Annotated in this window: 13 protein-coding genes; 9 read left to right on the forward strand and 4 right to left on the reverse strand. The window is 62.9% G+C overall.

Annotated elements, in window-relative coordinates; genetic code table 11:
• Nucleotides 1-53 precede the first annotated feature (53 nt).
• The 9 genes from AMA01_RS02535 to AMA01_RS02575 all read left to right on the forward strand — a co-directional run bounded on the left by AMA01_RS02535 (nt 54) and on the right by AMA01_RS02575 (nt 9,708).
• Entirely contained in the window at nt 54-1,646 is a 1,593-nt protein-coding gene (locus AMA01_RS02535; RefSeq protein WP_197459967.1) for a phytoene desaturase family protein, read from the forward strand.
• A 66-nt stretch (nt 1,647-1,712) separates the two neighbouring features.
• Nucleotides 1,713-2,333 (forward strand): GTP cyclohydrolase I FolE, encoded by a 621-nt coding sequence (folE, locus tag AMA01_RS02540; RefSeq protein ID WP_067846801.1) that lies wholly within the window; start codon nt 1,713-1,715, stop codon nt 2,331-2,333.
• A gap of 30 nt (nt 2,334-2,363) precedes the next feature.
• Nucleotides 2,364-3,377, forward strand: a complete 1,014-nt coding sequence (locus AMA01_RS02545) for a polyprenyl synthetase family protein (RefSeq protein WP_067846805.1) — start codon at nt 2,364-2,366, stop codon at nt 3,375-3,377.
• 6 nt (nt 3,378-3,383) lie between these two features.
• Complete coding sequence (locus AMA01_RS02550) at nt 3,384-4,391, forward strand: phytoene/squalene synthase family protein (RefSeq protein WP_067846808.1); 1,008 nt, start codon at nt 3,384-3,386, stop codon at nt 4,389-4,391.
• A complete protein-coding gene (gene crtI / locus AMA01_RS02555) occupies nt 4,388-5,884 on the forward strand; it encodes a phytoene desaturase family protein (protein ID WP_067846811.1) in 1,497 nt (498 codons plus the stop codon). Before AMA01_RS02550 ends, crtI begins: the two co-directional genes overlap by 4 nt.
• Nucleotides 5,877-7,157 (forward strand): cytochrome P450, encoded by a 1,281-nt coding sequence (locus AMA01_RS02560; RefSeq protein WP_231862784.1) that lies wholly within the window; start codon nt 5,877-5,879, stop codon nt 7,155-7,157. Before crtI ends, AMA01_RS02560 begins: the two co-directional genes overlap by 8 nt.
• On the forward strand, nt 7,154-7,960 hold the full coding sequence (locus tag AMA01_RS02565; RefSeq protein WP_067846814.1) for a lycopene cyclase domain-containing protein: 807 nt from the start codon (nt 7,154-7,156) through the stop codon (nt 7,958-7,960). The genes AMA01_RS02560 and AMA01_RS02565 overlap by 4 nt, the downstream gene beginning before the upstream one ends.
• Before the next feature lie 4 nt (nt 7,961-7,964).
• Nucleotides 7,965-8,576, forward strand: coding sequence for a glycerol-3-phosphate acyltransferase (locus AMA01_RS02570; RefSeq protein ID WP_067846818.1), 612 nt, complete (start codon nt 7,965-7,967; stop codon nt 8,574-8,576).
• 4 nt (nt 8,577-8,580) lie between these two features.
• Nucleotides 8,581-9,708, forward strand: a complete 1,128-nt coding sequence (locus tag AMA01_RS02575) for a glycosyltransferase (RefSeq protein WP_231862785.1) — start codon at nt 8,581-8,583, stop codon at nt 9,706-9,708.
• 330 nt (nt 9,709-10,038) lie between these two features.
• Here AMA01_RS02575 and AMA01_RS02580 read toward each other — a convergent pair whose 3' ends face one another.
• The 4 genes from AMA01_RS02580 to AMA01_RS02595 form a co-directional block, all read right to left on the reverse strand.
• Complete coding sequence (locus tag AMA01_RS02580; protein WP_231862786.1) at nt 10,039-11,070, reverse strand: DUF4129 domain-containing protein; 1,032 nt, start codon at nt 11,068-11,070, stop codon at nt 10,039-10,041.
• A gap of 127 nt (nt 11,071-11,197) precedes the next feature.
• Entirely contained in the window at nt 11,198-12,286 is a 1,089-nt protein-coding gene (locus AMA01_RS02585) for a DUF58 domain-containing protein (protein WP_067846914.1), read from the reverse strand.
• Nucleotides 12,287-12,427: 141 nt separating this feature from the next.
• Nucleotides 12,428-12,871 carry a cyanase gene (gene cynS / locus AMA01_RS02590; protein ID WP_067846821.1) on the reverse strand — a complete coding sequence of 148 codons (444 nt, stop codon included), beginning with the start codon at nt 12,869-12,871 and terminating at the stop codon, nt 12,428-12,430.
• Between the two features lie 177 nt (nt 12,872-13,048).
• Entirely contained in the window at nt 13,049-13,270 is a 222-nt protein-coding gene (locus AMA01_RS02595) for a hypothetical protein (RefSeq protein ID WP_067846824.1), read from the reverse strand.
• Nucleotides 13,271-13,471: the final 201 nt, after the last annotated feature.

Raw genomic sequence — 13,471 nt, forward strand, 5'->3', positions numbered from 1 at the left:
CATAGGACAACCTCGCATCCCAGTCTGCGCTTGTCGCGACGGGAGGGTGTATGATGCGCTCTCGTCCGATACGCTCCGTGGCCGTTGTAGGCGCAGGCATGGGTGGCCTCACTGCGTCCCTTTATCTGGCTCAGCGCGGCCACGAAGTCTTTCTCCTCGAACGAGCGAAATACCCGGGCGGGACGGCCGGCTTCTACACAAAGCGCGGTAGGGTGTATCCGACCGGCGCCACGCTGACATTCGGGCTTGAACCCGGAGGTCTGTTTGCGTCCATCCTGCAAGAGGTGGGCGTGCACCTTCCGCTCTACTCCGTGAACCACGTGATGGACGTCCGATTGCCGGATCGGAACGTTCCGGTGGTCGCGTCCAGAGCGGAATGGTTGGCAGCGCTGAAGACTTCTTTCCCCGAACGCGCCTCCCAGGTGGTCCGCTTCTGGCGCGCCGTGGAGAAGACCGCGCAAGCTGCCTATCTGTTTGCGAAGGCCCGAGCGGCACTGCCTGTTCAGGCTCGGGAAGACTTCCTGCACATTCTGGCCACGATGGTCGCGAACAAATCCATGCTCGGCTTCGGTGTCCAACGCCTGCGAGCGACCGTTGCCGACGCACTGCGAGAGTTCCATCTCGACGACTATGGCCCGTTTCGCCTCTTCATCGATGCGCAGCTGTTCGACGCGGTTCAGACCACGAGCGAGTGGGCCGCATGGCTTCCGTCGTGTCTCGCGCTGGATATCTACCGATACGGCGTGTGGCTTCCTCAGGGCGGCGTGCCAGCCTTGGCGGCGGCCATGGCGGATCGGGCGCGCACGCTGGGTGTCCATGTGCTGTTTTCGAACACCGTGACGGACGCCACCTATTCCCACGCGTCGAACCAATGGTGCCTGAGGACGAATCGCGGACACGAATTGTGTGTCGACGCCGTTGTCAACGCGACGGGAACGCGCGTGACGGCGCAGACCGACGAACCGGTGAGTGGGGACACCTCAGCATCGCAGGCGAGCGGAGCCCAGTGGGGCGCAGTTCGGGTCGACGCGCTGATGAGCGGACAGGGCGTTCAAGAAGCGTGGTTTCACCGGGATGACCTCCGTGCACCTTTCGCCATTCAAATCGCGGACGACGCTGGTTTGGACGCCCCTGATGAACGGCCATGTGGTCCCCTTTACATCACGTTTCATCCGGGAGAGGCAGCGGAAGGCGACTCTGGCGCACCTGCTGGCGATCACGCCATCCGCATCACGGTCAGTGCCCACACCCGCCCTCATGACTGGCTGAACCTCCCAAAGGCGATGTATCACGAGCTCAAGCAGCGGTATTTGCAAGACATGTTCGAGCGCATCGACCGGCGTCTGCCCCACTTTTCGGAGCACATGGTCACGTGCTCGATGGGCACGCCGCTCACGTACGCGCGCTATTTGAACAAGGCTTGGGTTGGCGGCGTGCCGCTCACCGTTGCCAACGCCATCAGCCAGCCGAGAGGTCCGAAGACATCTTGGCCGCGCTGGTACTTGGCGGGAGACACGGTGTTCCCGGGCCCCGGTATGCTGTCCGCAGCCTTGAGCGGCTTTTTTGCCGCGCGCTCCATTGATCCGCGGATCGGTCAACGGGCGTACAAGGTGGACGAATCAGCCAATTCGCTCGTCAGGCGCTGAGGACGCGATCGTCAAGCGCGGAAGATGGGACACGGACCTTTCATACCCCAGCGAGGAGGAAGACCTATGGCGACGTTTCACGTCAATGCAAGGCAGGTGCAGCTTCAGCATCAGGCGAAATCCGTCGATACCGCACGGATTGAACAGGCGGTTCGGATGATTCTCGAAGCGATTGGAGAGGCGCCGGATCGAGAGGGCCTCGTCGACACGCCCGCGCGTGTCGCCCGAATGTACCAAGAAATCTTTTCGGGATTGCATCAAGACCCTCGGGACGAGTTGTCCGCTCGCTTTCACGTGGAACACGGCGAGGTTGTGCTGGTGCGGGACATCCCCTTCCATTCGATGTGCGAACACCACCTGCTCCCGTTCTTCGGTATCGCGCACATCGCCTACCTCCCGCACAACCATGTGGTGACGGGCCTGTCCAAGCTGGCGCGGCTCGTCGACGTCGTGGCGAAGAAGCCGCAGGTCCAAGAGCGCATGACGAACGAAATCGCAGACGCGCTGGTGGAGGCACTCGAGGCCGAAGGCGTTCTGGTGGTTGTGGATGCCGAACATCTGTGCATGAGCATGCGCGGCATTCGCAAACCGGGGAGCCGCACAACCACCGTGGCGACCCGAGGCCGTTACCTGCACCATCCACACGAGCGCGAGGAAGTGCTCCGCCTCATCCGTCTTGGGGGTTGACGCGCTCAAGTTCGAAACGGGGGAATCGCCATGCCCGTCACGACCACGGCTCGCGACATGCTTCAGTCCATCGAGGAACACTTGGCCAGGGCGACCGCGTCCATCTCGGAGTCGCAGGGCGAGATCGAAGCCATGATCCGCTATCACCTGGGGGTGCACGCGGCCCCGCCCGCTCGGCCCCTCGGGCACAGCAAGCGGGTGCGGCCGCTGCTTCTCCTCACGGCGCACGCCGCACTCGGCGGAGACTGGCGAGCGGCCCTGCCGGCTGCCGTCGCGATTGAATACGTGCACGGATTTTCGCTGATCCACGACGACATCGAGGATCGGTCGCCTCTCCGGCGTGGGCGGGCAAGCCTGTGGGCCGTGTGGGGCGTGGATCGCGCCCTGAACGCGGGCGACGCGCTCTTCGCCCTTGCGTTTCGCGTCATGGGCGATCTCGCCGCCCACTTCGACCCCCGATGGATCGTGGAGACTTATCAGGCCATGACGGACGCGTGCATCGCGCTGTCCGCGGGCCAGGAGCTCGATCTCGCCTTCGAACAAGTTGAAAACGTGTCCATCGAACAGTACCTGGCTATGGCGGAGTTGAAGACGGGCGCCCTCTTCGGCGCGGCGCTCGAGGTTGCCGCCATTTTGGCCGGGCACCCTCCATCCGTGCGTGACGACCTGCGAAGCGCCGGGAGGAAACTCGGTGTTCTCTTTCAAATCCTCGATGACTTCCATGACTTGTTCGGCCGTGAGGAGGATCTGGGAAAACCAACCGCACAGGACGCCCTTCGCCGAAAGAAGACGCTTCCGGTCGTGCTCGGGCTCAGTCGCGATCGCGAATTTGCCGAGATGTGGCGGTGCCTGCGCGACAATCAGGAGATGTTGCCGCACCTGCGCGCGCGGCTCATCACCGATTCGATTCTGCGCGAGGCCATCGCCATCGAGGAACGGGTGCGCGCCGAGCTCCAACACCGTATAGAGCGCGCGCCCTTCGTGGACGCTTGGAAGCCGGAGATGCTGGAAACCATCCATCGCCTCGTGCAGCGGCGGAGGTGAACGCAGTTGGATGAACGGGTCCTTCACTTTGTGGTGGAAGAAGGGCGCCGCGCCGCCCATGAGCTGTCTGCTTCCCCCGCGACAATCCGGACGCGCCTAGGGGATTTACCCCGCGTCGGACATATCATCCGCCAACACAGCAAGACGTTCAGTCTTGCCGCGCGGTGCCTTCCCAGGCGCTCGCGCAAGGCGGTGGAAGCCTTTTACGCCTTCTGCCGATCCGCCGACGACTTCGCCGATCACCTCGGTGAAGAGGGTAAGCGACGCCTGGAAGCCTATCTCGCGGCCATTCGCGGCGGCGCGCCCGCACCAGACCCCATCCTGGCCAGTTGGCTCGCCATCGGCGATGCCATGCGTATTCCGCGCCGGTGGAGCGAGTCGCTTGTCGAGACGCTTTTGGCAGATACACAGCGCTCCGTGGTCCCCACGCTGGAGGACCTCCTTGGGTACGCCTACGGTGTCGCGTCCACGGTCGGCCTCATCACGACGGTCATCGTCGGCTATCGGCGAACGAGTTCTCTCGAGGACGTCTTCGCGCGCGCCATCGCGCTGGGGATGGCGATGCAGTTGACCAACATCCTGCGGGATGTGGCGGAAGATCTCTCGCGGGGCCGCATCTATCTCCCCGTCGAAGATCTGCAGCGGTTTGGCGTCACGGCCGACCATCTCGCGTGCGGCCGCCTTCACGAGGGTTGGCAGCAACTCCTTCAACACTACATCGCGCTGGCGCGCCAGCTCTACGAGTACGCCATCCCTGGCATTCGCCATCTTGCGCCCGCCGCGCGCGTGCCGGTCGCCTTGGCCGCCGTGTGGTACCGGGCCATCTTGCGCGATATCGAACGCCACGGCGGAGACGTGTTCACCCGGCGAGCGCACGTACCGCTCCTCAGGAAACTCCGCATCGCGTGCTCCCAAGGGTTGCCCGCCGCCTTCGGATGGAGTGTGAGGGCTCGCGCGCGCGCCACGGATGCGTCGTTCCACAGCATTCACTCGCAACAAGGAGGTGCGCCATGACTGGAAAGCGCATCACGGTCATCGGTTCGGGTTTCGGCGGCCTGGCGGCTGCCGTGCGACTGCAGGCGCGTGGGTTTCAGGTGGACTTGTTCGAACGGCTCCCCGAACCCGGCGGCCGAGCGCGCACGTTTCAGATGGGCGGCTACCAGTTCGATGGCGGGCCCACCGTCGTGACCGCGCCCTTTCTGTTTGAAGAGCTGTTTGAACTCGCAGGCCAGCGCTTTGACCGCGCGGTTGAGCTTCTTCCCGTCGATCCGTTCTACAAGCTATTTGGCCAGGGTGACAACGCCCTCACCTACAACGGCGATCCGGCGTTCGTCATGCCGCAAATGGAGGCCATCCACGCCCCGGATGCGCCCGGATACCTGCAATTCCTCCGAGCCGCCGAACCCTTGCTTCAGAAGGGCTTTGTCGAGCTCGGCGCTGAACCCTTTCTCCGCGCCACGGACATGGCGCGCGTCGCCCCGGATCTCGTGAGGCTTCGCGCGTACGAGTCCGTGTATCGTTTCGTCGGCAGGTACATTCAGCACCCCTTTCTTCGCCAGTGCTTCACGTTTCACCCGCTCTTTATCGGGGGGAATCCCCTGAAGGCGTCTGCCATCTACGCCATGATCCATCTCATCGAGCAGCGTTGGGGCGTTTGGTACCCCCGCGGCGGCATGCGCTCCCTCGTGGAGGCGCTCGTGGCGCTTTTCTCTCATCTCGGCGGCAGACTTCACCTAGGCACATCCGTGGATCGCGTCCTCGTCTCCAATGGGCGAGTCGAGGGCGTGATCGCAGGGGGAGAGCGCGTCGCGGCGGACGCGGTCGTGTCGAACGCCGATGCCGCCACCACCTACCTCCACCTCGTTCAAGAAGTCCCCTCGTCCGTGCGGCGCGGGCTGACGCGAGCGCGGTACAGCATGTCGCTTGTCGTGTGGTATTACGGCCTCGCAACGCCAGATGTTCCCGACACCTTGGCGCACCACAACATCGTGTTTGGTCCGCGCTACGAGGACCTCATCCGCGACATTTTTGAGCGGAAGGTCATCGCGGACGACTTTTCCCTCTACCTGCACGTCCCGACTCGGACCGATCCGTCCGCAGCGCCCCCGGGCAAAACCGCCATGTACGTACTCGTCCCCGTGCCCAATCTCGCCTCCACCATCGCGTGGGACGAGGAGCTGGGGCGACTGGAAGAGCGCGTGCTGTCGTTTATCGAAGCACGATTCTGGCCGGGATTTCGGCGCTTCATCGAAGTGCGGCACAGGATTGACCCGCTATACTTTGCCAATGATCTCAACACCTATCTCGGCACGGGCTTCTCGCTCGAACCGCGCCTCACCCAGTCGGCATGGTTTCGCCCGCACAACAAAAGCCCCTTCATTCGCGGGCTGTATCTCGTGGGCGCAGGGACCCATCCGGGCGCCGGGATTCCAGGGGTCCTGCTGTCGGCCAAAATCGCGGAGAAACTTATCGTGCGCGACATGGGGGAGGTGAAGGGGCGTGCGTGAAGACATCCATCGAGGCATACCCTCGACCCGGAATGTAAAGCCCGAGGAGGGTTGGCAAGCGCTTCGAAACATGCTCGCGCCTCCAGGCAGTCCGCTCATGGGTTTGCTGTCGCTGCACCGAGCCTTTGCGTCGGATGAGTTCGAGCTTGCGGCTCCGAGGCTGCGCATGCGCGTCGCGGCAGGGCCGGCATCGATCAAACGCGTTCTGCACGAACAGGCCGACGCTTACTCGTCTCGTCTGGCAGGCGATCCCGTCACCGCCCTCTTTGGCCAAGGACTGCTTGTGATCGATGGCCCAAGGCATGGCGCTGCGAAGGACGTGATCGTCAGGTCCAGCACGCGCGGCGTCCTCGAGTCGCGCCTCCGGGACGAGCTGCCCGCGCTCGACGAGGCGCTTCAGCGCGCCCTCGGCCAGGGCACGATATCCCTGCCCGACATGCCGAGGCGCATGACGTGGCGCGCGCTGGAGTCCGTGTACTTTCACCATCGTTTGACGCCCGAGGAAGAGCGCGCGTACCTGTCCGATCTCACCCATCTCGTCCACTACATTGGCCCCGGATGGTGGCTGTTGCTCGGCAAAACGCCGCGGTTGCCCAAGGCGTATCACCGGATGCGCCTTCGCCTTTCGGCGATGTACGATAAAGCGCTGATCCGACGGGACAACGCGCCCATTCACGCCCTCGCGCAGGCGTACGGAGATGAGGAGACGCCGTTCGCCGTGGATCAGCTCATGACGCTTTTGGTGGCGGGGCACGACACCGCCACGTCGCTTCTGTCCTCGCTCCTCATCCTGCTCGCGCATCGTCCCGACCTCCAGGATGCGCTCTGGGGAGAGATTCACGGCGCCACGGGGCGCGAGCGGCCGGAAATCCGCGTGCTCGACCGGCTGCCCCTTCTGGATGCCGTCGTGAAGGAGACGCTGCGCCTGTATCCCCCCATCCATTCGGGCTTGCGCTCCGAGGCGGAATCTGGCGATCGCGTCATGGTGAGCTACTTTCTCCTGCACCGCCACCAGGAGCTCTGGCCGGACGCGGACAGCTTCGTCCCCGAGCGGTGGCTGAGCGGCTTGGCCCCGGGCGCCTACACCTACCTGCCGTTTGGGGCGGGTCCGCGATATTGCCCTGGAGCGACCTTTGCGCGCATGGAGGTCAAGTGGATGTTGGCCCGGCTCCTGCAACACGTGAGCCTTCAACCCACGTCACGCCCGCCGCGCATCGCCATGCGCGCCGCGCTGGAACACCGTCCGACCGTCATCGCGGTGAGGCGCCGATGACCTATTTCGGCTTTCTCCTTCGATTTATCGTCGCCGCCAACGCCGCGCTGTGGGTTGCGCGCGCTGCACTTCGCCGCGTTGGCCGCGAAGGTTGGCTCGCTCGCGTCGTACGCCGGTCCCCACTTCGCATGACAGGGTATTTCGCTGTCTTGGCTGCGGTGATTCTCCTGTACACGACGCCCTGGGACGGCGCGCTCATCCACCTCGGCGTCTGGGCGTATGCCCGGCAACGCGTGTGGGGGCTGACGCTCGACGGCGTTCCTTGGGAAGAGATTCTCTTCTACCTTCTGCAATCCGCGCTCGTCGCCCAATGCTTTGACCTGGCGACGGCCTTCCGTTCCCACACCGCATGGGCGAGGAGGCAGACGCCCACAAGGCAGCTGGCATATCTGCTGGTCATCGCGTTGTGGATGGGCTTTGGATTCGTCATGCTGGGATCCGTTTACGTTCTCCTGAATCGCTGGACGCACCTCACGTATCTGGCGATGCTTGTGCCGTGGATTTTGCTGCCGCTCGCAGTCCAGTCCTCTTACGGGTTCGACGGAATTGCAGCAAAGGCAGGTCCTGTCGCCATCTCAACTGTCGCACCGGCGTTGTACCTGTCCATCTGCGACGGCATTGCCATCCATAGCGGCATTTGGTTCTTTCATTCCGAACGCATCACGGACCTCAGACTGGGCGACGTCCCCATCGAAGAAATCCTCTTCTTCTCGGGTTCCAGCCTGATTGTCGCGACATCGCTCGCCGTGATCGCGTCGAGGAGGAGTGAGCAGTGGCTCCGAGATAGGCGGGCAGGGAGGTAGGCACATGAATGCATGGATGGGATGGACGCTTGGGCTCGCGGCCGCGTTCATCGTCGGGGCTTGCCCGTTTGCCGTCTGGCTCACGCGCGCAATGGGTCGAGATCCGCGGTCGTTTGGAGACGGCAATCCGGGAGCCGCCAACGCGTTTCGAGCGGCCGGTTTTTGGCTCGGAGCCTCCGTGCTCGTGTTGGACGTCGCGAAGGGATTTGTGCCCGGGTATTTCGCCATTCGTCACATCTCGGCAAATTGGCTCCTCGCCGCGCTTGCCGCTGCCCTCCCGGTGTACGGTCATCGCTTCAGTCCGTTCCTCCGCGGCCGCGGCGGCATTGGCCTGGCGAGCTGGATTGGGTCAGTCGCTGGCTTCCTGGGCCCTCTGGCGGCGGGACTCCTCGGCTGCGGCTTCGCGTGCGGTCTTGCCATCCGGCGCCTGGATCGCGCCCGCACCGTCGCACTCGGAGCGGCGGTGCTGTTGATGGGCATCACGGTCTTGCCCGAGGTCCTCTGGCCGGTGTGGCGGGTTCACTCGCTTTGGTCCGCACGCTTGTTCTGGTTGTTGACAGCGCCGCTTGTGTGGTGGGGATACCGAGTTCGAAACGTTCGGCGGGAGGAGGTGTGAACACATGCACGGACTGATGCTAGGCTACGATGGCCTGATTTGCCTCATAGCGCTGTTAAACCGCCTCCTGTGGCCCCGTTTGAACCGGGACAGGGAAAGCGTCGGGCCCAAGGCGGAAACTTTCACGGGTGGACGGGCGAAAAACCTTGCCCGCGTCGCCCTCCTGATTCCGGCGCGGAATGAAGGTCATCAGATTCGGCGGTGCCTCGAGGCCATTTGTACGAGTACCGATTCATCGGTTCGCATCATCGCGCTGGACGATGAATCCACGGACGACACGTGGCGCGTGTTGAGCGAGACGAAGGCCAACGCGAATCAGCGCCTGACCCTTCTTCGCGGAGCCCCAAGGCCGCAGGGATGGCGGGGCAAAAACTGGGCATGCGCTCAACTGGCGGATCACGCCGGAGACGCCGAGATCCTCATCTTCATCGACGCGGACACGCGTCTCGATGCGGCCGCCGTCGAGAACATCCAATCCACCATGCTTGCGCGAGACATCCAACTTCTCTCCGTCCTGCCACGCCAAGAAGCACACGGCCTGGCCGCCTTGCTTGTGTATTTGCTCCCTTGGAGCTTGATGGCCCACGTTCCCCTGTTTCTCGGCCGATGGCGCCGGAAAGCCCTCCCGATTGCCATCGGCCAGGTGCTCGCCTTCCAGCGCTCGGCCTATCAGACCCTTGGCGGCCACGCGGCTGTACGCAGCGCCATCGCTGAAGATCTCGCGCTCGCGCGGAAAGCAGCCAGGATGGGCATGAACGGAGCCTTTCTCGATGGGGCCAATGTCGCCTCCTGCACCATGTACACGTCCTGGTCTCGGGCGTGGCGCGGCTTCCAGAAAAACTGGTGTTACACCGTCGGCCACCCCCTGCTTTCGTGTCTCGTCTGGGCTTGGCTCGCGTATGCGTTCACATGGCTACCCATGTACGGTCTTGCGGAAGCATGCCTGGGACATGTCGATCTCGCCGCCCTCTCGCAATGGCCCGCGCTGCTCTGGATAGGACTCTGCTCCAAAAGATACCTGCAGATGCCGATATGGGTGTTTGTCACGGCGCCCATCAGTGTTGCTCTCGGCTTTGTGCTCGCATGCGATTCGTGGATACACAATGCGCGCAACACGACCCTTTGGTCGTAGACCAGCACACGGCGCGGTAGCAGGTCGTTCCTCACACTGCGTAGTGTCTCAACGGCCACATGCACCGGGATCGTTTGCAGAGCGGGGGCCTTGGTTCATGGTTGTCGTACCAAATGAAATGATGCACGTCGATTTGCCGCGAACCGAAGTAAAGATGACCGCATATATGGAAGTTGAAGAGAAGACTTCGCGATCATTTCCATTCCCCCCTTGACCAGGACATAAAATTCGAAATCGCTGCTTCCCCGATATCCACAGAGCAGGGCGAGTCACCTGGACGGCAGGTCCTCAACGCGCCCCACACCATCCTCTTCCAAGCCGCCTCCGCCCTCACCCATCATCCCTTGTGTATCTCACCTGCTCATAGAGTTCCGTAAGCCTCTGCGCACCACTGCTGCCGTCCTCTTCTGCGCGCGCCGCGAACCGCCTCGGCGTCTCGGCGTGCCGGATGGTCAACCCGCGCCGATGCATGGCGAGCAGCCAGCGCTGGTATCGCAAGCGAACCGGGTGATCCGTCGGAACGAAGCGCAGGCTGTCCCGCAGGCGCTCGTGCACCGTCGCCACCTGAACCGTATCCCCCGCTTCGCGCGCCTCCTCGCCCGCTCCACCTCGCCAGAGCTTCCACGCCCAGACCGCGATCCCCGCCGCGCACAACGCGATGGCGATGCCCGTGAGCACCCACATGTCGCGTCGAGGAGAGCCTTGCACCCGCGCATTGGCCAACTGGGTGAGGACGCCGTTCCCGTGCGAAGTGGCCAACCATCGGATGTAGGCGTGAAAAGCAATGCCCAACACGTACCCGAGAAACGGATACACAAGCACCAATACCGCCGCTCCCACGCCCACGCCGAGCAGTGCGGCACCCAGGATGACGCCGAAGGGCCCAAGCGTCGCCCTGAGCGCCGCCAGCACCCAGCCCAAGGCGCTTCCCATCCGCTCCACTTCGCGCATGCGAGCGCGCTGAAGCCTCGCCATCCACGCCAAGTGTCCGACGATCACGGCGCCAGCCAGCCACGCCGCGAAACGGAGCGGCGCACGGTGCGCGGCGTGAAACGATTGATCCACCCACAGCATCAGCGCAGCAAGCGTGACGAGGCCGGAATACGCCACGAGCGCAAACTTCGCCGCAGTATCCGCATCTCGACTGGTGATGGCTAGCGTCCAAAGGGCGACGGCCCACACGCCCGCCATCCCGCCCGACACCGCCATCGCCACCGACCCCACGTGCAAAGCGGCCAAGGCGACATCTGCGCCGAGATAACCCAGCACCAGTCCGATCACGCGCCTTTGACCGCCGTATTTCCCAGAAGAAATCGCCATGGCGACACAGAGCGCCATCTCCAAGACGTACCAAACAGCCATCCCCCACAGCGAACTCGGTGAATTCCAGTCGAAGGCCATGGTCACGAGCCAACTCGATAATCCCGCCGTGAGACTCGCCTAAAGGCGCAATGAGAGTGGAAGGTTCGTCCATGCCGCGCTGCGGCGCTCAGATGCGGTGGAGCAGGTCGTGATGGCCGTCACTCTCACCTCCGTCCTCGCGGAGCTTCGGCCGAACCACGTGGACAGCCTTGCCCATGCACTCGAGCTGGCGAAGAGCCGCCGTGTGGCGCGCGGACTCCCAGGAGCTGAAGAGAATGAGCTCCCCAGGATAAGCGTCTGGCGCGCGGAGCACCGGCAACAGGAGGGCCTCCAGGCCATAGGCCGCATAGGGATGCGCGTGAGCCAGGAGAGACCGGAGTGCACTGGGCGTGATGCGATCCGGCGCCGACTTGAGCCGTCTCAGGCTCACAGACGCGTTGGTCGCGAAGAGAACTTCCGCGCCGCCGCGGTGCAGCCCATCCGCCCATGCGCTCAGCTCATCACAGAGCGCTTCGAAGGCCTCGCGATGGTAGCGAAGCCAGTGCGGCTCGCTCACCTGCGCGTTGAGGATCACGAGGAATTGGCGTTGCGCAGTGGGAAAGAACTGTTTTACGACGAGGTCACCGAGCCGCGCCGTCGCGCGCCAGTCGATGTGGCGGACGGGATCGCCATACTGGTAGGGGCGGACCCCGCGGACCCACGTCTCATCCGCAACAAGCGCGCGAGGTGCGGCGCGAAGACCCTGGAGCATACGGAAGGGTAGGTGCGCGTGGCTGGCGCGCCGCGCGGGTCGAATGGCCAGCCAGATGGCGTTTGAGGCTCTGGCGAGCGGACGGATGGCTAAGCCGAACCCTTCGTGTCCGACGACGCTCACGTCCGAGAGAATCTGCGGACCGCGCCGCCCCCCGTAGACCTGAACCCTGATGCGCGCCCGCGATTTGATCCAGACGCGGGTGATGACGCAGAGGTCAGGCCGTTGGACCGAGGGGTGGAAGGACAGCCCTTCAGGCAGGCGGACGCGCACCTCGGCGAATGGCAGCGGCACGAAGCTGCGATTGATGACGTCGATCTCGACAGGAACGCGTTCCCCGGTCTCGCATTCGCGTCGCTCGGACGCGATGGTGCACTCGACGCGTCCCTGGACCGCCGCATACCAAAGTAGCGGCCAGAGCCATGCGAGGATGAGAATGGCGAGAGGGACGAGAAACCAAATCACGACCCGCGCCTCCATCCGAAAGCCTTTGCCGATGATCATAAATCTTCTGTCAATGCATACACCAGCAGGGCCTTCCGGGATATCGACGCGGGTGCCATGCCCTTACGCATTAGATTAGAGCCTCGGGTGACTACCCCCTGATCAAAACGTGCGATACGGCAAGTACTTTCCGCTCATGATGACGCGGACGCGATCGCCGTGCGGGTTGGATTCCCGCTCGACGTGCATCTCGAAATCAATGGCGCTCATGATCCCGTCGCCAAACTTTTCGTGCACAATTTCCTTAAAGGCCGGCCCATACACCAGGATGATCTCGTACAGCCGATACAGGACGGGATCGGTCGGCGGCATCGATACGCCCCCTCGATAGGGCGGAACCGTCAACATCTGCGCAGCCTCGTCTGGCAGGCCGAGTAGTTCCACAGCGCGCTCGGCCTGATGAAGCTGCAAGGTCCCCTGGCCCAGCAGCGCTGCAGTGCAGTGGATCTCGGGCACGCCGACGTGTTGTGCAATCTCGCCCCATGTTAATTTTCTTTCCTGTTTTGCCTGTCGGATCAACTCAATCAGCGATTCGCGTGTGTACACGGCGGAAATCCCTCCCCAAAAGAGAGCTTTTCGCAGATATTGTATCGCACCATTGTACCTCTCAGAAGAATTTATGATAGATAGACTTACATAATGAGACTGAGCAAAAGCTGCCACCCATTCGCCGTCCGCGTGACATGATTGGCGGATCACATGAAGAAGGCGAGGCGCGCGACGTCATCGCTTCACCAGGATGTAAACGTGGTAGAGCGTCAGGATGGTCAGGAGGAAGCTAAGTGTGAACAGCTGACTCGGATGAATGGCGATGAAAAATGTCACGAGCGTAAAGAAATAGGCGTTCGCGAAGTCACGTTTGACGGGCTGCTTCCGAACCCGAAGAAGCACAAAAGCAAGATACAACAGGAACAAAGCAGCGAGAAAGATATAGAAATGGTTCATACGATATCTTCCGTATAAATAGACCGTACCCCAAACGTCATCCAGCCTGTTGAGTTTGCCGGAAGGCTTGTGATAGCTTAAATGTTAATCCAAGAGAACGTCTGATTGTTCCGACGCCACGGGATGAGAACGCTTGCAACGCTGACGTGCGACAACCGAACGCGTGGTTCTATTCTTCCAACCGAATCTAAGGAGCTTGAT

It is taken from the genome of Alicyclobacillus mali NBRC 102425 (assembly GCF_001570745.1).
In the GTDB taxonomy this organism is placed as follows: Bacteria; Bacillota; Bacilli; order Alicyclobacillales; family Alicyclobacillaceae; genus Alicyclobacillus; species Alicyclobacillus mali.